Genomic DNA, 22,545 nt, shown 5'->3' with positions numbered 1-22,545 from the left:
TCTAGCTACATTAATTACAGCTAATCAAGACCAACCTTAGCATTGAATTGACTCTTACAACAAAGTTTATTATTGTAACTTACAACTCCTTTACATAAATTATACTTATACCTTAACTTTGCTTCTTTTACATACTTTTTACATAAATTTATATTGTAGAGAAGTCAATTTCATTTTCCAAAATTTCAAAAACTCTATCGAGTTGGGTTAGTTCAAAAATAATTTTAATTGAGGGAGCAACACTACAAAGTCTAAAGCTCCTTCCTAGACTAAGAGCCAACTTGTGTGCAGATAACAATGCCATTAACCCTGCGCTGTCTAAGGATTCTACTGCCGCTAGATCTACTACCAAGATAGAAATATCATTTGTTGCTAGCCCTGTGGTCAGATCTCGTTCAAATTCCAAGGCGTTTGCAGCATTTAAACAGCCTTTGGGTTGAATAACTGCAATCTTGGGATACTGAAGCACTGCTTGCATAGTTACATCCTATGAGAGTTATTGAAGCGTCAAGATAAGATTTATTTGAACATAAACTTTTTTTGGTTGCATCGGCCATATGTCTGAGCTTTCTTTGCTGAATCTTTATTTCTTTAGTATGTCTATTTAAAGATTGTTATAAGTCCAGTTTAAAATGTGTTTATATATACTTTTTTTTTATCTCACTTCAAAAACAATCAACATAGACAGCCCAAAAGCAGACAGATTATCCGTAAGTATCCCGAGGAAAGTTGCCTAGTCTATAACTTAAGCTAATTTAGTCAATTCTTAACGGTAAGTTAAATCTCTGACTTTAGCGTTACCGATCAAATTGGCAAAGTCACAGCAAATTATTTATCTAACTAACTTAAATTGTGATCTATATCACTAGTTAATAATGATGAGATCGCTTTTTATACTTAGATTAATCTGGAATAATTAATATTATATAGAGTTGGATTATACTTATGAGAACTCAATACGCTATTCGTAAATTGGTAGAAAAAGCTCTTGATATTAGAAAACTAACTCCTGAGATAGAAAATGAAATCAACTCAGAACTCACAGAATTAGGTTACATCTCTGACGTTGACTACGAAGCCTTAGAATTATTAATGGCAGAAATGGATGCTGGTCGAATTCAGTTGGTTTCTAGCTTGGGATTCTAATGTAATTCGTAATAAAGTTTTGTAATGGGGATTTAGAAAGACCCACAAAACTTAACTAATGACAACAGCTTCTTAACTTAAATCCCCTAGAATTAGTTCATCTGAATTACTTGACATAGAGTCTTACTAGCGATATCCAGTAAGTAAATTTTATTAAAACTGGAGCAATCAAACTTTAATATAGTTAAAAGAAGTTTATTAAAAGTAGTGCTTATAACAAACACGATATCATTACTTGTATTTTTCAATGAGATTGACTATTTAGATCCCTAATCTGGCGTAAACTGTGCTAATAACCATCCAGATTGTTTACTCCTAGCACAGGTAAAAACTAACATCGATTCTGGGGTGTTTAAGGCAATTCAACAAGCAGCGATCGCTGCTTATTCTACTACCACAGATGCAGAACTCCAAGCTATTATGTCGGTTTACCAAAATTTTCGTGATATTATTGTTAATGGATTACAATCTTTAGGTTGGCCGATTCAGCTTCCGAAAGCTACTCTTTACGTCTGGACACATGTTCCCCCAGGATATTCTTCAGCAGAATTTGTTACGTTGCTACTTGACAAATGTGGCATTATTGTCGCTCCTGGTAGTGGTTACGGTGCATCTGGAGAAGGCTTTTTCCGGATTGCTTTAACTATTAGTGATGAACGGTTACAAGAAGGAATTGAACGAATGAAAGATGCTGGTATTCGCTACAGTTAATAAAGGGAAATGAGGGAGAAAAACAAATGCCCCATGTCCTAATCCCCATTACCTCTTATCCCCAGAGGGGACTCCACCTTCCCCAATTCCTCTTGATATGCTTGCCAAAGTTGGTGAATAAACTGATTAAGTTGCTGTTTGGCATCTGAATCAAGCTCAGTTTTTGGTTCTTTTGCTAAAAGTTGGCTCAAGGAGGCAATTATTTCTGTGTCTAAAGCTGGCCGAAACAAATTGGCAGGCCAAAGCAGGTCAGACGCATCTCGCAAATCGGTAATTAATGGCGATTCTTGAATCAAAGTAACCATTAATAAAGGACGTACCCAGCACAAGTGGCGGGAAACTATAAATTGAATGACTTCTGCATATAGGTTGCTATCACCATACTCTAAAGACACAATTTGTCCCGGTTGAAGAAAATCTAGGCTCATGTCCATCATTATGCGGTTTGGGCAGGGGCAACGATGTTTAATCTTATGTTTAATCTTAAAAGTGAGAATGCGCTACCTTTAAGGAAGGGTTCTGTAAGATTAGGGTAGCACCTCACAGCAGCGATGTCCTAGATATGTACCTCATAAGTAGCTGCATAAAACTAGTACGACCAATCGCTAACAGGAAAGGGTTTTTACCATAGTATATGGACAGAAATACTATAGAATAAGTAAATAACTGTTAAGCGATCGCTCGACAGAGTTTTTGTTGTTTGAAGTAACGAGAAAAGAGCAAAGAGCCGTGTCAGTTGAAACCATTGAAAAGCGTTCCACATCCCGCAAGCTCGCGCCTCGGTATCGCGTTTTGCTCCATAACGACGACTACAACTCGATGGAGCATGTTGTACAGTCACTAATAGCCACTGTACCAAGCCTTACCCAACCCCAAGCTGTGAGCATCATGATGGAAGCCCATACTAACGGGCTCGCTTTAGTCATTACTTGCGCTCTAGAACACGCTGAGTTTTATTGCGAAACATTAAAAAGTCATGGTTTAAGTAGCACGATTGAACCTGATGAATAGTCATTAGTCATTGGTCATTAGTGGAAGTATAGAGTATTGACTAGTGACTTACATTGTTATGAAAGAAAAGCTTGTCCGTTTTGCTGAACGCCCTGTCCCTATTAGGCTGGGTGCTTTTATTTTGATTTTATTGTTGCTATGGTTGCCATTGGCTACACCAATGTACTTACTAGTGCATGATTCAAATTTAGAAAGTATATTGTCATTAGTATTGTTATATACAATATTTATTTTTCTGTTGAGATTATGGGGTAAATATGTCTACCAGCAGTCCCCAATTCTGCGGCATTATGGTTTAGAATTCACACGGCAAAACGGTGTGGATTTAGTGCGTGGCTTGGCTCTGGGCATAATTAATATTCTGATACTTTTTGGAGTAGAAAGTTTATTAGGTTGGTTGGTTTGGCAACAACCGAAAGTTTTTTTGCTGCAAGTAATTTTAGAGGGTTTACTTGTTGGCTTAGGTATTGGATTTGCTGAAGAATTGTTATTCCGAGGCTGGTTACTAGATGAATTACAACGCGATTACAGTCTGGGTGTGGCTATGTGGACAGATGCAACTGCGTTTGGTACATTGCACTTTATTAAACCCTTGGAAGCAATTATTCATACACTACCGCAACTTCCAGCTTTAGTCCTGCTGGGATTAACGCAAGTATGGGGAAAGCGTTGGCGGAGGGGACGCTTGGGTTTACCAATCGGTTTGCATGGTGGTTTAGTTTGGGGTTACTACATTATTAATGTGGGTAAATTAGTGAAATATTCTGGTCAAGTTCCTGATTGGGTAACTGGTGTGAATAATAATCCACTGCAAGGAGTGATGGGGGTGTTGTTGATGAGTATATTAGCTTTGTGGATACGAGGGCGAACAGTGAAAAATCCAAAATTGTAAAGCCTACATAACGTTTTGATAAATACTAATAACTATTGTTAGACCGACTGTCTCGTGAGTACCCAACAACACTAACTAACAATCGCTGAAGTTGATAATCTGAATCACCAAAAATATACTAATAATTTTTTAACTCCTTCGTTGTCTTCTTGTTATAGCAATCCTAAATGATTCATGAGAAAACACCAGATTCATGGAGCTTAGGGAAGTCAAAAATTTGACAGTTAAGCGACAACTCAAATAAAGCTTTGACAACAGAGAAGGAATGACAGAAAAAATAAAACTCTCGAATCAGTCTTTTTCCTTGTAACCAAATATCTTCTACTGGGTTTTGTTGAGGTGCATTTGGGGCAAATCTTTCACAAGATATCAACCATTGTTCTTTTTCTAAGTTGGCATTCAAAGAATCTAAATAATCTTTGATTTTTTGAGAGCGATGATAACTAGCACCATCCCAAATAATTAAAAGTTGTGCATCTGGACGTTGTGAGCGGAGATACTCCAAAAAATTAATTGTGTTTTCCGAGTTACCTGTCTTGGCAGAATAGGTGAGAAATTCCTTTGTTTTATAGTCTAATGCACCAAAGTATGTTTGTTTATCACGAGCATTGACAACTGGAATTGAAATGCGCTCACTCATTTTACCCCAGATATATCCTATGATGTCTCCCCAGAGTAAATGGCATTCATCAACCATGAATACAACTAGTTCTCCCGACTCAATTTCGGCTCGTCGCCTCTCCAACAATTCACTAATTTCTTTTTTTTTAAGGTAACTAATTCAGGATTATGCTTTGGATTATTAGCTTGAGCTTTTTTCCAACTAATACGTGCTTATTTAAACAAATCATAGTAGCTTTGTTTGGACTCAAATATCACTCCATACTTAGATGCCAGTTGATACTCCAACTCATTGAGAGTCCATTGCTCCTTGGTTTGCAACCATTCAATGACAGACCGATGTTGCTGTGCATCCAAAAATCCCTTACTACCCTTATGTGCTAACTTTAAACCCTCAACTCCGTTTTGAAAAAATGCTTTTTTCCACGTACTTATAAAGCCTGATGAAACCCCCAATATTGGCATTATTTCTTTATGTTTATATCCACACAGCAGCATTTTAACTGCCATTGCTCGTGTAATTTCACGTTGATCCAAGCTTTGTTTGATAAAATCATCTAATGATTGCATCCACATCGCTACAACCCAAAATACTGTTACAATTAATACTTTAACATTTCGTCAGTGTTTTCTCACGTATCAAATAGGATTGCTATATTTCTTTCTTATGTCTTCATCACAAAACTTATCTTTCTAGCAGAATTCCTATTAATTACTAGCATTGGAGAAAAATTAAGTTGCTTCCGAAGTTTCTAGTAAAAAAGCCACTGCTCGGAAGTTTTCTAGTTTTGATTAAATTATCTCACCAGAATTTAATCCTAATAAATCTTATCAGTAAATATTAACTAAATCTTAAGATAGAGATTATGTAACTAAAGATACAGTAATTTCTTGTGTTTAATTTTTGAATACAAGAACAGCTTTTTTATATTTCGTCAAAAATGACTATAAATAAGGCTCTCTCAAGGCATTAACCTTAGGGATCACGAAATCTCTAAATAGAATTTATGGAAAAATTAATTTATGTATCTAAGGTAGGAGGTTAAAATAATCTAAATTCTAGGATAATATATCAAAATATCAGAATTTTTTCAAACCTGAAATTTTGTTTAAAATAGTCGGCTAATATCACAGCAGTTTGTTAAGTTGGGTCGAACCAGAATTTTTCCTGGTTTAACTAGCAGTTTTACTAAATAAAAAATAATTAGAACCAGGAGTTTTAAAATGCAGACAGTACAAAAAATTTATTGCCCAAATTGTGGTAGCAATGCCGAGCGTTATTATATTTCTGATAGTCAATTAACTCGGACACAATGCCCTAGTTGTGACTACTTAATGATTAGTTGTACTCGCACTGGCAAAGTGATTGAGGCTTATGCCCCAGGAATTCTTGCACAGCGATAGAGAATAAAAATTAAAAATTAGAGAATATATTCTCTAATTTTTAACAATAAAGCGAAGTTATTTTTCAGAAATTTTGAATACTTCACAGCTTATCTTGCTTTTGGATGAATTGTTGTTGTCTGGGTTGTTGTAATCTCAACTCTTGCTGTTGTCTAATTTGTTGATCTTGTCTAAGTTTTTGTTGTTGTAGTCTAAGTTGTTGCTGTTGTGTAAATTCTTGCTGTTGTAGTCTCGTTTCTTCCTGTTGCACTCTAAATTGTTGTTGGCGTATCAATTCTTGGCGTTGTCGTGTAAATTCTTGCTGTTGTATTTTCAGTTGTGGTTCTTGATTGTATAGACGCAGCCATGTTTCTTTAAGTTGCTCTTGTGTTTGCTGAGTTCGCTGCTCTTGTTGTTGTCTCATTCTTTCTTGAAAGGATTCGGGTTGCTGGGGATTAGCTTGAATTGTTTGTGCATAGGTAGGAGAATTTATCAGTAAAGTTTTTGCAAAAACAATTATTAATAGCCATAGTTGAAACATACATGAGCGATTTAACATATGGTTATTTCCTCAATTGTTATATTTACTGAATCCAACAAGTTTAATTATTACTTGCTCTTAATTGTCCACAAGCAGCATCGGCTTCTAAACCACGAGAATAGCGGACACTAACAGCAATATTTTGCTGCTTGAGGACGTTTACAAATGTTTGAATGCGATCGCGGTTAGGGCGTTTGTAGTCTACTTCCTCGATCGGATTGTAGGGAATCAAATTCACATGACTTTGAAATCCTCGCAGACATTTTGAAAGTTCCAATGCATGTTCTGGCAAATCATTGACACCAGCGAGGAGAATATATTCAAAAGTAATACGCCGTCTAGTGATTTCCACGTATTCCCGACATTCAGCCAGCAAATCTTCTAGAGGATAGGCGCGGGCGCTGGGGACTAGTTTTTCGCGTAATGTTTGGTTAGGCGCGTGGAGACTGACAGCGAGAGTAATTTGCAAATGGTTTTGTGCGAACTGACGGATGCGATCGCGAATCCCAACTGTAGAAACAGTAAGCGATCGCGCTCCTATACCAACATCTTGATTCAGACATTTCAAAGCTGCGAGGACATTTTCAGTATTCAACAAGGGTTCACCAAGTCCCATAAACACGACATTGCTAACCCTTTGCTGAAAATCTTCTTGCACAGTTAAGACCTGATCGACAATTTCGTGTCGTGCTAAATTGCGCTTGTAGCCTCCTTTACCAGTAGCGCAGAAATCACACGCCATTGGACAACCTACCTGAGTAGAAACACAAACTGTGAGACGGGCTTTTGGTCCATCTCCCTTTTCTCCTAAGGTGGGGATACCAACAGTTTCAATAATTTGTCCGTCTGCTAATTGTAGAAGATATTTGACCGTGCCATCGGGTGCCGCAGAGCGGTAATGTAAAATTGAGCGCCCAACAGGAATTTCTGCTACTTCTGCACGCCATTGCTTGGGAAAAACAGAAATATCAGATAGCGATCGCACTCCCTTGTGATATATCCATTCATGCAGTTGCTTTCCTCGGTAGGCAGGTTGTCCCTGCTGCTGCACCCAAGTTGTTAACTCTGCAACAGTGGCACCTAATATGGGAGGAAGTAATTCTGATTTGATTGGGTTGTGTGAGTTAACCTGAGATACAAGAGGCGTAGCAGACATAAAAAATCATTAAATTGATGCTGAATCTCTATCCTACACTTGCCAGATCGGGTTTGTGTTGATAAAAAAAGAGAGGAAATTAATCAAAGTAGCGCTGGAGCTGTACTATATTAAACCCTTAGCGCCTACAAACTCTATATAAACTGGATTTTGAGGCAGACCTAGAGTTTAGTTAATGTGCTGACAAAAATCCTGATATCAAGTTTCATGTAATCAGTTAATTATTAAAATCTCTCCACTTCCTCATATTAGCGCTAATATAACTGAGTTAAATGAACTTTTCTCCCCTCCCTACGGTGTCTACTGTGTACACACAAGTTACCAGTTTTACTCCAATACGCTTGGGAACAGCCAGAAAGCCCTCATGTAGAGACGAGTTTATCGCGTCTAAAAGATTGAGGTGTTAGAGAGACGCGATAAATCGCCGTCAATACAGACAATACACTCGTCAATTATTCCTTGACAGACTACTATTTCTGACTTGTGTGTACACCGTAGCTCAGTGTCGGAGAGGGGCTGGGGGAGAGGTCAAATAAGACTTGTCGAACTCATGTTAATATAATGACAAGTATTCAACCGAATATGACAAACTCATCACTACGATTTGGTTTAGATAAATAAGTATGTAGGGTAAGACAGTTAGCTATCCTACCCTAGAGGAGATTGTGGTTCAAATAAATGAAAAGGCGGCCTTTTGCTGATTAGCTTAATTTAATCCAGACTATCGTTCTCAGGTTTATTTACGATTTCCCATTTTCAGCGGAACTTTTCTTGTTTCTTCTTCGTTGAATGTCTGATTTAAACTAGAAATTGGTCTTGAGGATAATAAATTCTTCAAAAGTAGTTTCAGTGTTCTAACAATAGTTTTAATAATTTTCATTTTGCTAGCACTTGGCTTTTGATCGTATCTCAAAACCATTGGAACTTCTACAATTCTTGGTTTTAATACTTTAGCTTTCAGAAGTAAATCTATCATGCAAGCAAATCCACTTTCTGTAAATAGATTGTCCCCATAATAGATATCCAGTTTATTCAGGAAGGTACGGTTATACAGTCTGTAACCACAAGTGTAGTCTCTTACACCTGGTATGCGTGCTGCAATTCTAAATAGCCAACTGGCTCCATAGCTCATCATCTCTCGGAATTTTGATAAGCCTATAACTTTAGAGCCTTTTCGATATCTGGATGCGATCGCAATATCATAGCTACCAGCTATCATCGTGTCATACATTTTAATTAAAAGTTCTGGTGGTTGAGTATTGTCGCAATCCATAGCGGCTAAAAAATCACCTTCTTGAGAAACTTCCAAGAAAGTTCTGAAGCCTGTTTTAATCGCTTGACCTAAACCAGCATTTTTGGGATGTTGTACTAATTTCAGCAATATACCCAGGGATTGAGAGTGATCTATAGCAGTCTGAGCAGTTCTATCACTACTGCCATCATCAACTAGAATTAGTTGGATGTCCCTATTAGAGATTTGCTGCAATGCTTGAAACTTTTTGAACAAGGGGGGAATTGATTCTTCCTCATTGTATGCCGGTAAAAGAACAAAAAGACTCATAAATGCCTCGTATTATTTTTAAAATACAATTACTCAAATTTCAAGAATTCAATAATGTTGATTTCTTGAGAAATTCATCAACGTGTCTCACCACTGCGTTGTTGTTGACGCTATCATTGACAAACTGTGAGGTATTGACAACGAAAAAATCATCATTTTCAGTACTTACATTAGGAACAAGACTTGAATAATCTAAAACTTGTAGTGGCTGTACTTTCATTGCTCGACTAATGTGTACTGCAACAATGTCATCTTGTTTGAGTTCTGGGAACATCAAACGTATACCCTGAAAAAACAGTTGGCGCAATTCATCATCTGGCTGTTTTAGCAGTGGGTCAGTAGAAAGTATGTATTTTGGTAGGAATGTCATGTGATATCCCGCAGTTTCTTGCAAAGAAACTAGGTTACTCATACCAATAACTCCGGTAAAAGGAATATTTTTATCAGCAATATTGACTACGTAGTAAGGAACTAAAGCCTTGCGAGTAATAAGTACCATACAGATTACACCCAGGTACTCTACTGTTTTACCGGTGTCTGAAACTTTTACCAGTTCATTGGCAGCAACCTGTTCCAGAATATTAACTGGACCTGTAAAAATAACTTTATCAAAATGTTCTTTTTTGTCCTGATATTCTACCCACATTCCACCTCCTGGATGAGGTGCTATATATTCTACCGCAACACCTGTGTGGATATGACCACCAGCTGCGGAAATTAATTTTTCTATATGGTCAAAAACAGTTTTGTAACCACCAGAGACATAACCAAGTTGTTCTTTACTTAGTGAAGAATCCCGAGCTGAAAATAGTCTTTTAATATAAGCCCAGATAAAAACTGCTGATATTCGCTTATAGTTCTCTCCTAGTTTGGATAGAAGCAAAGGTTTCCAGAGCTTTTCATATGTATTTTTACCACTGAGTTTCAGTAGCCAATCTTCAACTAAAATCTTTTCCAAGCGCCGCCAATTATTTAAGCGTGAACCATATAAAAGAGTAAAAGCTAATCTGATTTTACTTATAAGTCCAAATAGAGGAAAGCGCAAAAATTCTATAGCATTACTGATAGAATAAAATTTTTGATTGTCATAAAACCCTGTTAAACTTCGATGCCAGCGTAGCTTATCTGCAAGACCAATATCTCTAATAAAATTTATTAAGTGAGTATCAGAAGGTAGGATAACGTGATAAAAGCGATCCCAGGTAAATAATCCATAATCATGATAAGTAGTGAGTCCACCAAGTTGCTTATTATTATCGAAAATACTTACTGTATGTCCTTGATGTGAAAGACGTTGGGCTAATACTACCCCAGTTATTCCTCCGCCAATAATGCCTATCTTCATATAATTTAGACTTTTCTAGGAATATTTTTCAAATTTTTATTTCAACTTTATTGACATTGTATTCCCTAAGAAATCTCTCCTTTGGGTATTTAATGTACAACAAGAATTACTCCGCCAATGATAATTGAAATTCCTAACCACTGGCTAAATACAACCTTCTCTTTCAGAAGATAGTGAGAAGCAATTGGTACAAGTGCATACATTAATCCGAGAACTGGAAATGCTTGACTCAAAGGAACTGTCCTTAATATATAAAGCCACAATAAAGTCATAAATACATAGCAGATAAACCAAATTATAAAATAGCGAGAAAATAAAAGTTTTTGGATAGATGCACTTGCTTCTTCAGTAGGTTTAGAAATATAAAGTCCATACTTTAGTGATAGTTGGGCTACGGTTCCAAACAAAACTACAAACATTAAATCTAGCCAATTAATTATGTTCATTTTTTAGTACTATATTATTAGGTTAAATAAGCATTAATTTATTTACTTAGATTTTTTAAGTGGAATAACCACTAAAAGAACACCAAGGAAAATGGTGAGTACTCCTAGTATTCGAGTTGGTGTTATCACCTCATTAAAAAAATAGTATGAACCAAAAAGTATACCTACATAATTTAAACTAGTTACTGGATAAGCAATACTTAGTTTCACCGTTCGCAGAGCGAAGATCCAAGTTACTATTCCTAAACAATAAACAGTAATAGATAATGCCAATTGTTGAATAAATTCCCAAGTAAATAGTCCGTCATGAGTATTGCTCATGGTGTGCTTCATCAGCAATTGTCCACAAATACTAAATAAAATGCTGATAAGCAAGATCAGATAAGAAGTTATTTGAAAGTGCGAAATTTGCAAAATAGATTTCATAGTAGATTTACCTCAATGGAAATTGTAGCTATGAACCGGACAGCGATCATCTGTCGTTTTGAAGATTTCAAAATTCCCTCGGTCACACTTTCTCAACAATTCGACCTCGCACTTCAGTCAATAGACAACAAAATTAGAAAGGTTAACCTTGAAGCAACAGAGATAAAAATGATCATCTAATCCCATGTCCTAGAGGTCACAACTAAATTTTATGTAGGTTCTAGAATCGTTTCTAAATCATGGCAATGTTCCATGTTTTTGTAGCCAGCTAGTTATAATTCTGGATTAGATAATTCTAGATGAAAGCTATACAGACATTGGAGAGTTTGATAGCTTCGCCAAAACTCTGATATACATAAATGATTAGTAATTTGCAATTACTGAGTTTTGAGAGAATGCTCATTCTTAATATTTAAGCGAGTAAAAATGGATTGCCAAAATTTTTATTAATCCATTAATGAGGCTTCATCAGTTGTATGTATCCTGCTGTAGAAATCTTTTTGAACACACTACTGAACTGTCAAGCCACTAACTCATATATCAGAACTTACCTAGATTAATAATTTCCCCTGGTATTACACTTAGCTAATTTTTGATCCTCACATGTATTTTTAACTAGAGTTCTTTTCTAAATTCTATTGTTACATGTAATTACCTACTAGAATACCACGAGAAAAGCATGTTGCAAATTTATCGTCACACTTCATCAAAAATTTATTTGCCGAAAATCTAGTTAAACGAAAACTTCATAAACTAGCCACTTAGTTTTATATAAATTTTTATTTCTAAAAATTTGTATATTTATTGAGTTTTGGGTACTGAAGGGTTACAAGCTGCAATTCAACATCAAAAATTTATTTACTGAAAAATTACTTAAACAAAAACTTCATAAACTAGATCTACATACTACATACACTTTTATGTCTGAAAATTTCTATATTTATACAGGACTTTATGTGAACAAAGCCTACAGAAATACACCTTAGGTTCAGACTCGAAACAAAGTGTAAATCCAAAAGTTTAATTTGATAAAGTAGAAGTGGAACTTGAACACCAGATCGACTAACAGGTAATTTGGCAAAAAAATATACTACATTAAACTAACAATTACAGGTGAAGTCCGAGAGTTTAAATACTTTTTTATTTATCGGTAATAATTTTATAATTCCCATATTTGAGAAATAACTGATTTGACAGTTACTTCAGATACAAAATAAACGTGAAAATCATATCTCTAATTCAAGAGTAAAAGGTTATTTTATACTCATATTTATGATAACTATAGAATTAACAATTGGTGAGGCTTACTGATGGAAAAGCTTAACAATACCTACTAGAAATCCCATCTCCTTGAGGAGAAAGTCAAGCTACTCTTATTAAGAAAGATTATATTAAAAAAGTAAGTCTCAACCAATTAATGCCATGACCACAACCAAAAAACGCCTTTCTGACTTGATTACTCGATTAGATGTTTCATAATTTACAGTACTTAAAAATCGAGGAAAATTAGTTGATGGTGGTTGAGATTATTTAGTTTCTCTGGGTTCTTTTCCTGTAAGTTCTGTTTGTTTAGAGTCATTTTCCTGCAAAAGTCTGTTAGTAATGATAAATACAATAATTAAGAATCCAAACTGAATTTGCCAGGGTGCTAATACTAAACTTAAAATCAAGCTAATAGCTGCAAATACAGCTGCAATATATGCAATTTCATCAGTACTCTTTTTCAAGAAGTAGCCAGTAGCTAAAGCAGTACACAGTGGTATCAAGAAAAACAAAGCCATTGTTACTCACCTATGGACTAAAAATTCTGATGTTGATAAAAAAGATTGAAATGGTTTTTGGAATTGCACTTCATTTTACATCTAAGAAGATTTTAGCTACAACAACCAATAGATATAAATCTTATCTAAAGTCAAGATGACGCAATCTTGTGTTTTACATCTTGAGCCTATGAGTAAAAGTTATAGGTAGCTAAGAAGCTGACCTACTGGCGGTACACCACCCGCTGAAAAGGAAAGAAACACCTTTTATTTCTCCACACCCTTGCACCCCTAGACCTGTGTTTCTTCAAAATCCGAAAGTTCTACTCGTTCCTGAAACTATTAGCTTGGCTATACAAACTCTTGTTCGTCTATGTGAATTTAAAGAATTTGTAAGCAAGTGTAAAGTCTGATGTAGCAGCAAAATTCCATTCCTTAATTACAAAAATTCAACAATCATCTGGTAAATTAGCTTAAAACTTCCAACTGGGGTCGGAAAAACGATTTAGCATATTACCTTTAGGAGTAGCATTTTCACCTGAGAGACTCAATGTTAAACATTCCTCAATTACTGGCAAGTGAACTAGACCTCAAAGACCATCAAGTGCAAAACGCGCTAGAGCTTTTAGGGGAAGGTGCAACCATTCCTTTCATTGCACGTTACCGTAAAGAGCGCACCAATGAGATGAATGAAGTGCAACTTCGCGATCTGGCTGACAGATATACTTATTTAACAGAATTAGAAGAGCGAAAGTCGGTGATTTTAAGTGCGATCGCCGAACAAGGTAAACTCACAGATGAACTCAAAATAAAAATCGTATCCTGTTTACAAAAAACTGAACTTGAGGATTTATACTTACCCTATCGACCAAAGCGACGCACCCGCGCCACCATCGCCAGGGAAAAAAGACTAGAACCCCTAGCACACTTTATTAAGTCCCTAAATCTCAAAAATGCTGCAACCGCTTCACTCGAAGATGCAGCAGCTAAGTATATTTCTGAAAGTATGGGAGTTAAAACAGCAGAAGAAGCACTTAAAGGTGCTGCTGACATCTTAGCGGAAGAGGTAGCTGAAAAAGCTGAGTTAAGAGCATATATCCGTGATTATCTTCTAGAAGAAGGGGTATTTGTCTCCCGCATCAAAGATGATTATCCCGAAGGTACAACCAAATTTGAGATGTACCGTAACTATCAAATTCGTGTCAAAAATATTGCACCTCACAATATGCTGGCGTTGTGTCGGGGTGAAACTGAGAAAGTATTGAGCTTTGAAATCGCTTTTGATGAAGATACCGTACTTTACTATCTTGAGTCGAAAGAAATTAAAACCAAAGTCCGGACAATTCGAGATTTTTATCAGGCGATGTTAAAAGATGCATTCAACCGCTTGATGAAAATCTCTCTTATGGGAGAGGTGATTTCTGAGAAAAAAATCTATGCAGATATTGAATCAATCAAAACATTTGAAACTAATCTGCGGGAGTTGCTGTTGTCTGCACCAGCCGGAATGAAACCAACTCTAGCGGTAGACCCTGGATTTAGAACTGGGTGTAAAGTTGCTGTCCTTGACCAAACGGGGAAATTTTTGGAATACCAAGCGGTATTTCCCCACCAAGCTGCGGAACAACGACTCAAAGCTGCACAAACAATCAAAAATCTGATTGAAAAGTACAAAATTGAGTTAATTGCTATTGGTAACGGTACAGCCTCCCGCGAGACAGAGGAGTTTGTCTCACAAGTCTTACAAAGCATAGAACGCAAACCTGTTAAAGTGATGGTGAATGAGTCTGGTGCATCTATATATTCTGCGAGTAAAGTGGCGCTAGAAGAATTTCCCGATTTAGATATTACCGTGCGCGGGGCAATTAGTATCGGTCGTCGTTTGCAAGACCCATTGGCAGAACTCGTGAAAATCGATCCCAAATCCATTGGTGTGGGACAATATCAGCACGATGTCGATCAGAAGTTATTGAAAAAGAAATTGGATGAAACCATAGAAAGCTGCGTTAACTATGTAGGGGTAGACTTAAACACTGCCTCTAAAGAACTTCTTACTTCTGTCTCTGGGATTACTTCAACAGTCGCCAATAATATTGTCGCCCATCGCAATCAGCACGGAGCCTTTAAAAATCGCCGCCAACTGTTGAAAGTTCCCAAATTAGGGCCAAAGGCCTTTGAGCAAGCTGCGGGTTTTTTGCGAATTCGTGGTGGTGACAACCCATTAGATAATACAGCAGTGCATCCAGAGAGTTATTCTGTAGTAGAGGCGATCGCATCTGATTTAAATGTGCCATTAAATCAGGTCACACAAATTGCTGAAAAACTCAAAAAGACCAACCTGAAGAAATACGTCACCGATACCGTTGGCGAACCCACACTTCGCGACATCCTCAGCGAACTGGAAAAACCAGGTAGAGACCCCCGTGCTGAGTTTAAGTATGCCACCTTCAAAGAAGGAATTAAGGAAATTAGGGACTTAAAGGAGGGAATGGAATTAGAGGGAATCATCACCAATGTCGCCAACTTCGGTGCGTTCGTTGATATCGGCGTACATCAAGATGGTTTGGTACATATTTCCCAACTTGCTGATAGATTTGTAGACGATCCCAATAAAGTTGTGAAGGTGGGACAAGTAGTCAAAGTGCGGGTACTAGAAGTCAACGAGAAATTAAAGCGGATTAGTTTATCGATGAAAGCAGTTAAGCAGTAATTAAAAACAGCAGATGGCAGTTTATCAAGTTCGATTCATCAATGCTAGTCTGGGATTAGATTGCACGATTGAAGTACCAGACGATCAATACATTCTGGATATGGCGGAAGATGCTCATATCCGCCTACCATCTGGGTGCAAACAAGGTGAATGTTCTGCATGTATCGCCAAACTTGTCAGGGGTGAAGTTAATCAAAGCGAGCAAAAATTTCTGCGTCCAAGTGAAATACAGGCTGGTTATGTTGTTACTTGTGTAACTTATCCTTTATCTGATTGCACTTTAGAAACCCATCAAGAACAAGTCTTATATAAATCAGCCCTTTACTATAAGCCTGAATCCGGAAAATCTGGGTGATTGTGAACTTGTGACATTAAATTAATCTTAAATTTATAGGAGGGCCACATTTATTTAACCCTCCCTTAAAAAGATTTCATCACAGTAGGGTTGCACAACTTTCCTACCCAACTGTGCATTACATCTATCTAATAATAGACCTAACGAGAGAACTAAATTCTATCTTCCAAGAGAGGTTAAAATCTAGCACTTAGTTAAAGATGAAAGTAAGAAGTTGCAAACAGAAACTCTTTATTAGGTAAAAAACAATGTTAACACCATTTTTAACTGCGCTAGCTACAGCTTTAAGCTTGTTAATTGTTGATTTAGTTGTTCCAGACGTTGACATTGCTAATTTTCCCGCAGCTTTAATTGCTGCTTTCGTAATTGGCCTAATTAATGGTTCACTTAAGCCGATTATTTCTACTCTTTCTTTACCAATCAACTTTTTATCATTTGGAGCATTTTCTCTAGTCATCAACGGTTTTTGCTTCTGGCTAGCAGCAGCACTAGTTCCTGGTTTCTCAGTTCATGGAATTCTCGGTTTTATTCTTGGTCCGGTGATTCTATCTTTTGGTAACACATTGATTAACAACTATTTTGTGGAAAGAAACCTTCTAAGCAGCAGTGGAACTGTTAAGAGCCAAAGTGAATTACCATCTAGATAAGTATCAACCGGAGTAGAAACGCTAATTTTCTCGCGTCTCTACTCCAAAGGAAATGTAAGTTTCCTAATTCGGTGTCTTGTAAAGGATGCCATTAAACAAAATCACAAAGTTGTAAAAACGTCATGCAATTAGTTCGTTATCTTTTAGGTTTGGTAGTGCCTCCTTTAGGCGTTTTCTTGACAGTTGGAGTTGGTCCAACTTTGATTATTAACATTTTGCTCACGCTTCTCGGCTGGCTTCCTGGTAGTATTCATGCAATTTGGGTAATTGCTAAGCATAATGAACAACTTAATCGGGAAGGACGTATTTACTAATATCAAATATTAATTTGATAAAGGGGTAATTGTTATAAGCAATTACCTCCTTTGTAATTATTTATAATTAGGTCTTTGCTAATTAATTTCGTTTATACTAAGGCACAGGGAAAGGAAAGAGGGGTAATTTGAGAGTATAATAGGGTTGATTTAAGGGCTACTGACAAAAGTTTTGGGTTTTGGAGACGCGATAAGTCACCATCTCTACAAGTGTTTTGGTATTATCTGAACTGTATGGGAGTATGATAAATTTCAGATTTCTAGCTCACTGCGCGTCTGCATTAAATAAAAACTATTTATCTTTGCTGCTTACTAAAAAAATAAGGTGGTAATTACCCACCCTACTTTATTGAGTTAATTGTATAACAAGGTGTCTATTTATTAATAGTTTCCCGTTCTTTATCAGCGGGCTCTTTATCTTTGAATAAGTCAGCCGCGGTTAAGAGTAACTCCCTCAAGGTTTGTTTGATTTGATGCTCTTTTCTCGCTAAGGATGTACCTGCTTCACCTAGTTTATCTTCTAACTGCGATCGCTTTTGTCCTACCTGTGCAGCTAAAGATTCTGCTTGAGGGCGAGCTTTATCATACCAGTGTTGAGCTTCGTCTAGATAGTCTTTAACTTCCATAGAACGTCCGCCGTAGCGTGCAGCCATATTAGCTCGGACAATGGCTAGCTGTGCTTGCAGTTGCGCGTAACGTTTCTTTAACAGTGCTACTTCGTCACTATCTTTAATCGCATTGACAGCAGAATCAATTGCAGTTTTGGTACTAGCGGATTTTTCCTTACCTGTCTCTTCAATCTCTGCCAAAATTACATCAACTTCTTGCTGGAGTTGTTCTTCTTCACCATCCAGTTGAGCCTGTAGTCTCTTAATATCTGTCTGAGTTTTAACAATAGCCTCGTGTCTTTGACTATTAATTCCTTCGAGCGCTCCTTCAATAGAAGCTGTTACTTCATCTTTCAGTTCACTACCTTTCTCTTGGAAATTCTCAATGACAGCAGAAACCGCATCTTTAACAAGACCACGAAGTTCGCTAGAACCTTGTTTGAACTCAGAAGCTACTTGAGAAACTGCGGATTTGACAATTTCTCGAATCCGTTCAGTTCTTAATTGTCCGGTTTCTTTAGCTTGTTGCAAGTCTGCTTGTATTTGTTGTTTGATATTGTTAGGCATTTTCAACTTTGGGGATTTTACTAATTGGGATAAAATTTTCTAGAGAGATGATTTACATACACATTATGGCGTAGTCTTAGTTTGGCTAGGCACTTCCTGAAGATAGAAAATGGCAAACCCAAAGAAGTGATGTGTAACATATTGCCTATTTGTGAGATGATAAATATTTGCTGCTAGTAATTGAGAATCAAATATGTGGCGAGTAAATATTACTTGTTCTAGTGATGCTTGGAAGCTTTATGGAACTGAATTTAAGGCGATCGCCGAAAAATATCAGGGTGAATTAATTGGTTCTAAAAAAATGCCAGATGGCACACGCATTATGTCATATAAAATTGACGATGTTAGCGATGCAGAAGCTTTTCAGGACGATTGTGCAAATTTTCTGGGATTTACATCGGAATTTGAATCTCTGTAATGTTTGTTGTGGTACTTATTTTTATAACCAGTATTTTAAGATCGGGAGAAGCTGAGTGGAAAAAATACTAACATTGGTATTAGTAACTTTTGTATTATTGATAAGTACTTTTACCTTACCTGCTATTGCATCAGACACAGTTAATGGCGAACAAATATTTAGCAATTATTGTGCTGGCTGTCATATGAACGGTGGTAACATAGTCAGGCGAGGTAAAAATCTCCAAAAACAAGCGCTCAATAAATATGGGATGAATTCAATAGAGGCAGTTATATCGATAGTTACTAATGGTAAAAGTAATATGTCAGCCTACAAAGACCGACTGAGCGAACAGCAAATTCAACATGTTGCTACTTATGTTATTGAACAAGCTGAAAAAGACTGGCGTTAAAAAGTTGGGAGTTAGGAGTTCAGACTTTAGGAATTATGAAGTCTAGCGGTCCTAAAATAATTCATAATAAAGTAGAAAAGTTAAACAGACTGTAAAAATCTGCTGTCAACTCACTATATTAACTCTTCTCACTCCTAACTCCTAACTTGAAAATGAACTTACCCGCAGCTAGTCGTCTCCAATTTAGCTCTGATTTAAACATCTGTCGCATATTAAATGGAATGTGGCAAGTTTCTGGCGCACACGGACGTATTAATCCCAAAGATGCCATTGAGACTATGTTCAAATATTTGGATGCAGGCTTTACTACTTGGGATTTAGCAGATCATTATGGTCCCGCAGAAGACTTTATTGGTGAGTTTCGCTGTCAATTAATTGATACCCGTGGTAAAGATGCTTTATCCCATGTACAGGCTTTTACAAAATGGGTACCTCGTCCTGGAAAAATGACCAAAAAATTGGTTGAGGAAAATATTGATATTTCTCTTAGAAGGATGAATGTGGAATCATTAGATTTGATGCAATTCCACTGGTGGGAATATCAGGATAAAAATTATCTAGATGCCCTCAAATATATGGCAGAACTTCAAACTGAGGGCAAAATTAAGCATTTGGCTTTGACTAATTTTGACACGGAACATTTAAAATGTATTACCGAAGCAGGTATCAAAGTTGTTTCTAACCAAGTACAGTTTTCACTGGTCGATCGCCGTCCCGAAGTTCAAATGATTGAATTTTGTCAACAGCATGACATAAAACTTTTAACTTACGGGACACTTTGCGGTAGTTTGTTATCAGAAAAGTATTTGGGAAAACCGGAACCACGAGGATTTGATCTAGCTACTTCTAGCTTGAAAAAATACAAAAATATGATCGATGCTTGGGGTGGTTGGCAATTATTTCAAGAGTTGCTTGCTATCCTGAAGGAAATTGCGAACAAGCATGGCGTAAGCATTTCCAACGTAGCAGTGCGTTATATTTTAGATCAGCCAACTGTGGGGGGTGTGATAGTTGGTGCGCGACTTGGCGTCTCTGAACATATAGAAGATAACGCCAAAGTATTTAGTTTTAGTTTAGATACTGACGATGGCGATCGCATTAATGCTGTATCTCACCAGTCACGAGATTTATATCAGCTAATTGGCGATTGTGGTGACGAATATCGGCGATGATAAAGCAATCTTATCTGATTGATGAAAATTTGTGGTGTCCAGATGCCAAACTTTTTGAATAAGTTGAAGATCTAAATTTTCATCAATGATTTATGACTACATGGAGCAATATATTCGGAGTTTATTTGCTCAATCAAAAATAGCGAAAAAAGCCTCCAGTCAAACTATATCTATCAAAGCAAAGCGAAGGATTTATAAATCCTTCGCTTTATATGGAAACGGTTTTACACAAAATTTAGATGAAACTACCCAATCTAAACAATAGTTTAGGCAGATTTATTTGCACTTTGCAATTTTTGATTCTTACGTTTGTATAAAAATAATCCACCTACAGCTAGCAAACCTAAACTAACACTGGGTTCAGGCACAGCTTCAACACGGAATGTATGGTTGTCACTTTCAAACCCGCCACCTTCTGTCTGAGAAATTACAATTTTATTAAAGGTGTCATTTGCACCTTCTGAGAAAAACTGAAAGAAGCCATTCTTTTGACCACCATGTTGGGAGGCTTCAACAGTAGCTGCTCCATTTAATATGTCGTATGTTAACTCTCTTATTAAAGTGGTTCCGTTAAAGAATTTCAAAGTGTTACCTACACTCAGAGCGCCTGCATCAAAACCGAAATAACTAAAAGTATTATTACCCTGAGCTTCAATAATGGTATCGCTATCAGAGAAAACTGCTAAATAATCACTTTTATTAACTTCTGCGTGAGCGCCAGAAGGTGCCCAAACGTCAGAGTAAATACCAGTTTGACCAGAATAAGCCGTGGTAGAATAGCTACCTTTAGAAAAAGAATATTTTACTAGGTCATTGCCTGGGATTGTGCCACTATTAAAATCAATTGTTGTATAACCTGCGCTATTAACATTGTCAGAGAAAACACCTTCACTTGTTTGTGTAGCCTGGCGATAAGCTCCAGCTTCATATGTAAATCCTAAAGCATGTGCTGAACCAGCATAACTAATAGAAGTTATTGTAGAGAGAGCAGCAATACAAGCAATTTTCTTTAAAGACATGATTATCTAGTTCCTGTTTTTTTTCGTTATGCATCAATTATGTGATTTACTCAATACGAAATAATAGGGCATAATCACTAGATTTATGTCTCATCCTCAAATTTATAGTTGAGTAGCTTTTTGAACAGGTATTAGACTTAAAAAGTTACTTACACTGACATCAAAATGAAGTTAATATCTTTAATTTTCAAGAAATTATAAAATTTTCGTAAGATAACACCCTCTACATCAAGAAATTATATTTTTGCTCTTGCTCTCTTTAAGCACAGATGAAGACTACAGACATTATCTACCTAATCCCCATTGGTTACTACTAGGGTAGAATTGCTCCTACTTATAATTCTGCTCCTTCTTGGGTAATTTCTGCTTGACAGTGGCGAAAAGAATCAATCTCTACAATACAGGGACTCCGTTTTTGGGCTTCTCGTTCCGCAGCGATCATTGATGATAGACGTTTGTTGCGTTCGGCTTGTTCAATTTCATCGGCTGTCTTCACTGATTCTTCCGCTTTGGCTTGTTCTGCTTGTGTAACAAGGCTTTCGCGTTTTTTATGGGTTTTTAGCTATGAATACATTAAGTGTGGTGCTACTATGATTTCTCATCATTGAAGAGATATTTGGTAAGTAAATCAAAGCTGGCTCACCGAACTAGGCGTAGGTATCTGCGTTGTTGGCACGTTTGGGGGTAGCAGTAAGTCCCAATACTTGTCGGGTTTTGGGGAAAAGGGGAAGGTGGGGTCCCCTCTGGGGATAGGGGGCGGGGGAAGGGAAAAGAAAAAACCTTTAACCTTTACCCTTTAAGCTTTACCCCAAACCCGATGCCGAGTTAAAAATGCAAAACCCGAGCAGTATTGCAGTAAGTCCTACTTGTACTGTTGGAGAGAAGTATTCTAAAATGTTCCGCCAGGTGCTTTCGTCATTGGCTCCGCCTCGGTGACATTCATCAATGATGATGAAGTCAAAGAAGTCGGGGGATAGTCGCTGAATTTGGGCGTAGGATTGCCAGTGTCGTCCTGTCAGGTCATAAAAGTCTGGAAAATTGTAAAAAAGATACTGCTATTTTTGGGGACTCTACCCCGTTTTTTGATGGCTTCGGGGTTGATGCGGACGAGGGCATCGTCGTGGAAGGCTGAGAAAGAGTTATAGGCTTGGTTGGCTAAGATATTGCGATCGCTTAAAAACAAAATTCGCGGACGACGGGTAGTTGGCTGAGGTTCCAACGGCTTTGAAATAGTTTCCGGCCGAGTTGAAAGGCGATGAAGGTTTTATCTGTGCCAGTTGCCATTGTTAACAAAATCCGGTCTTGTCTTAGGCAAATTGCTTCTAGGAAGTGCTTAACGCTCTTT

General features: G+C 37.1%; 24 protein-coding genes and 3 pseudogenes. 12 read left to right on the top strand and 15 right to left on the bottom strand.

Annotated features, from left to right (window positions below):
* Positions 1–148: 148 nt before the first annotated feature.
* Positions 149–478 (bottom strand): STAS domain-containing protein, encoded by a 330-nt coding sequence (locus ACFG4S_RS30915; RefSeq protein WP_392532696.1) that lies wholly within the window; start codon positions 476–478, stop codon positions 149–151.
* A 467-nt stretch (positions 479–945) separates the two neighbouring features.
* On the opposite strand from ACFG4S_RS30915, the gene ACFG4S_RS30910 reads away from it, so the two are divergent.
* Together ACFG4S_RS30910 and ACFG4S_RS30905 are read left to right on the top strand one after the other, a co-directional pair.
* A complete protein-coding gene (locus ACFG4S_RS30910) occupies positions 946–1,146 on the top strand; it encodes a hypothetical protein (protein WP_392532695.1) in 201 nt (66 codons plus the stop codon).
* Between the two features lie 315 nt (positions 1,147–1,461).
* Positions 1,462–1,857: pseudogene (locus ACFG4S_RS30905) on the top strand (aminotransferase class I/II-fold pyridoxal phosphate-dependent enzyme); the annotation flags it as partial.
* A gap of 38 nt (positions 1,858–1,895) precedes the next feature.
* Here ACFG4S_RS30905 and ACFG4S_RS30900 read toward each other — a convergent pair.
* Together ACFG4S_RS30900 and ACFG4S_RS30895 are read right to left on the bottom strand one after the other, a co-directional pair.
* Positions 1,896–2,291: a hypothetical protein gene (locus ACFG4S_RS30900; protein ID WP_392536119.1), complete on the bottom strand. Its 396-nt coding sequence runs from the start codon at positions 2,289–2,291 to the stop codon at positions 1,896–1,898.
* A gap of 188 nt (positions 2,292–2,479) precedes the next feature.
* Entirely contained in the window at positions 2,480–2,698 is a 219-nt protein-coding gene (locus tag ACFG4S_RS30895; protein ID WP_392536154.1) for a hypothetical protein, read from the bottom strand.
* Here ACFG4S_RS30895 and clpS point away from each other — a divergent pair.
* Both clpS and ACFG4S_RS30885 read left to right on the top strand, forming a co-directional pair.
* Complete coding sequence (gene clpS, locus ACFG4S_RS30890; RefSeq protein WP_392536118.1) at positions 2,602–2,868, top strand: ATP-dependent Clp protease adapter ClpS; 267 nt, start codon at positions 2,602–2,604, stop codon at positions 2,866–2,868. The genes ACFG4S_RS30895 and clpS overlap by 97 nt on opposite strands.
* A 58-nt stretch (positions 2,869–2,926) precedes the next feature.
* Entirely contained in the window at positions 2,927–3,760 is an 834-nt protein-coding gene (locus ACFG4S_RS30885; protein WP_392532694.1) for a CPBP family intramembrane glutamic endopeptidase, read from the top strand.
* Positions 3,761–3,932: 172 nt separating this feature from the next.
* Here the strand turns inward: ACFG4S_RS30885 and ACFG4S_RS30880 are convergent.
* Positions 3,933–4,951: pseudogene (locus ACFG4S_RS30880) on the bottom strand (IS630 family transposase).
* Positions 4,952–5,605: 654 nt separating this feature from the next.
* Here ACFG4S_RS30880 and ACFG4S_RS30875 point away from each other — a divergent pair.
* Positions 5,606–5,785, top strand: a complete 180-nt coding sequence (locus ACFG4S_RS30875; RefSeq protein ID WP_392532693.1) for a replication restart DNA helicase PriA — start codon at positions 5,606–5,608, stop codon at positions 5,783–5,785.
* Positions 5,786–5,867: 82 nt separating this feature from the next.
* On the opposite strand, the gene ACFG4S_RS30870 is transcribed toward ACFG4S_RS30875, so the two are convergent.
* The 7 genes from ACFG4S_RS30870 to ACFG4S_RS30840 all read right to left on the bottom strand — a co-directional run bounded on the left by ACFG4S_RS30870 (position 5,868) and on the right by ACFG4S_RS30840 (position 13,020).
* Positions 5,868–6,323, bottom strand: a complete 456-nt coding sequence (locus ACFG4S_RS30870) for a hypothetical protein (protein ID WP_392532692.1) — start codon at positions 6,321–6,323, stop codon at positions 5,868–5,870.
* Positions 6,324–6,366: 43 nt separating this feature from the next.
* Positions 6,367–7,461 carry a 23S rRNA (adenine(2503)-C(2))-methyltransferase RlmN gene (gene rlmN, locus ACFG4S_RS30865; protein WP_392532691.1) on the bottom strand — a complete coding sequence of 365 codons (1,095 nt, stop codon included), beginning with the start codon at positions 7,459–7,461 and terminating at the stop codon, positions 6,367–6,369.
* Between the two features lie 736 nt (positions 7,462–8,197).
* Positions 8,198–9,022: a glycosyltransferase family 2 protein gene (locus ACFG4S_RS30860; RefSeq protein WP_392532690.1), complete on the bottom strand. Its 825-nt coding sequence runs from the start codon at positions 9,020–9,022 to the stop codon at positions 8,198–8,200.
* A gap of 40 nt (positions 9,023–9,062) precedes the next feature.
* A complete protein-coding gene (locus ACFG4S_RS30855; protein WP_392532689.1) occupies positions 9,063–10,367 on the bottom strand; it encodes an NAD(P)/FAD-dependent oxidoreductase in 1,305 nt (434 codons plus the stop codon).
* Between the two features lie 89 nt (positions 10,368–10,456).
* Complete coding sequence (locus ACFG4S_RS30850; protein ID WP_392532688.1) at positions 10,457–10,813, bottom strand: EamA family transporter; 357 nt, start codon at positions 10,811–10,813, stop codon at positions 10,457–10,459.
* Positions 10,814–10,855: 42 nt separating this feature from the next.
* Positions 10,856–11,239 (bottom strand): EamA family transporter, encoded by a 384-nt coding sequence (locus ACFG4S_RS30845; protein WP_392532687.1) that lies wholly within the window; start codon positions 11,237–11,239, stop codon positions 10,856–10,858.
* 1,526 nt (positions 11,240–12,765) lie between these two features.
* Entirely contained in the window at positions 12,766–13,020 is a 255-nt protein-coding gene (locus ACFG4S_RS30840; RefSeq protein ID WP_392532686.1) for a hypothetical protein, read from the bottom strand.
* A 529-nt stretch (positions 13,021–13,549) separates the two neighbouring features.
* Between ACFG4S_RS30840 and ACFG4S_RS30835 the strand changes: the two genes are divergently transcribed.
* The 4 genes from ACFG4S_RS30835 (at position 13,550) to ACFG4S_RS30820 (ending at position 17,025) form a co-directional block, all read left to right on the top strand.
* The gene (locus ACFG4S_RS30835) at positions 13,550–15,709 is read left to right on the top strand and encodes a Tex family protein (protein WP_392532685.1); all 2,160 of its coding nucleotides are present in this window, start codon (positions 13,550–13,552) and stop codon (positions 15,707–15,709) included.
* A 13-nt stretch (positions 15,710–15,722) separates the two neighbouring features.
* A complete protein-coding gene (locus ACFG4S_RS30830) occupies positions 15,723–16,064 on the top strand; it encodes a 2Fe-2S iron-sulfur cluster-binding protein (RefSeq protein WP_392532684.1) in 342 nt (113 codons plus the stop codon).
* A gap of 248 nt (positions 16,065–16,312) precedes the next feature.
* Entirely contained in the window at positions 16,313–16,711 is a 399-nt protein-coding gene (locus ACFG4S_RS30825) for a phage holin family protein (RefSeq protein WP_392532683.1), read from the top strand.
* A 122-nt stretch (positions 16,712–16,833) separates the two neighbouring features.
* Complete coding sequence (locus ACFG4S_RS30820; RefSeq protein ID WP_392532682.1) at positions 16,834–17,025, top strand: YqaE/Pmp3 family membrane protein; 192 nt, start codon at positions 16,834–16,836, stop codon at positions 17,023–17,025.
* A 374-nt stretch (positions 17,026–17,399) separates the two neighbouring features.
* Here the strand turns inward: ACFG4S_RS30820 and ACFG4S_RS30815 are convergent, their stop codons facing one another.
* Positions 17,400–18,200 carry a histidine kinase gene (locus tag ACFG4S_RS30815; RefSeq protein WP_392532681.1) on the bottom strand — a complete coding sequence of 267 codons (801 nt, stop codon included), beginning with the start codon at positions 18,198–18,200 and terminating at the stop codon, positions 17,400–17,402.
* A 193-nt stretch (positions 18,201–18,393) separates the two neighbouring features.
* On the opposite strand from ACFG4S_RS30815, the gene ACFG4S_RS30810 reads away from it, so the two are divergent.
* The 3 genes from ACFG4S_RS30810 to ACFG4S_RS30800 all read left to right on the top strand — a co-directional run bounded on the left by ACFG4S_RS30810 (position 18,394) and on the right by ACFG4S_RS30800 (position 20,181).
* Positions 18,394–18,618 carry a hypothetical protein gene (locus ACFG4S_RS30810; protein ID WP_392532680.1) on the top strand — a complete coding sequence of 75 codons (225 nt, stop codon included), beginning with the start codon at positions 18,394–18,396 and terminating at the stop codon, positions 18,616–18,618.
* A gap of 55 nt (positions 18,619–18,673) precedes the next feature.
* A complete protein-coding gene (petJ, locus tag ACFG4S_RS30805) occupies positions 18,674–19,009 on the top strand; it encodes a cytochrome c6 PetJ (RefSeq protein WP_392532679.1) in 336 nt (111 codons plus the stop codon).
* 152 nt (positions 19,010–19,161) lie between these two features.
* The gene (locus tag ACFG4S_RS30800) at positions 19,162–20,181 is read left to right on the top strand and encodes an aldo/keto reductase (protein WP_392532678.1); all 1,020 of its coding nucleotides are present in this window, start codon (positions 19,162–19,164) and stop codon (positions 20,179–20,181) included.
* A 266-nt stretch (positions 20,182–20,447) separates the two neighbouring features.
* On the opposite strand, the gene ACFG4S_RS30795 is transcribed toward ACFG4S_RS30800, so the two are convergent.
* From ACFG4S_RS30795 to ACFG4S_RS30785, 3 genes and pseudogenes are all read right to left on the bottom strand, one after another.
* A complete protein-coding gene (locus ACFG4S_RS30795; protein ID WP_392532677.1) occupies positions 20,448–21,200 on the bottom strand; it encodes a PEP-CTERM sorting domain-containing protein in 753 nt (250 codons plus the stop codon).
* 334 nt (positions 21,201–21,534) lie between these two features.
* On the bottom strand, positions 21,535–21,696 hold the full coding sequence (locus ACFG4S_RS30790; protein ID WP_392532676.1) for a hypothetical protein: 162 nt from the start codon (positions 21,694–21,696) through the stop codon (positions 21,535–21,537).
* 355 nt (positions 21,697–22,051) lie between these two features.
* Positions 22,052–22,541 (bottom strand): annotated as a pseudogene (locus ACFG4S_RS30785) (DEAD/DEAH box helicase family protein); the annotation flags it as partial.
* Positions 22,542–22,545: the final 4 nt, after the last annotated feature.

The sequence above is a fragment of the Nostoc sp. C117 genome (assembly GCF_043099735.1).
In the GTDB taxonomy this organism is placed as follows: domain Bacteria; phylum Cyanobacteriota; class Cyanobacteriia; order Cyanobacteriales; family Nostocaceae; genus Nostoc.
Note: the sequence above shows the minus strand (reverse complement) of the source record. Positions and strands in the feature narration are given on the sequence as shown.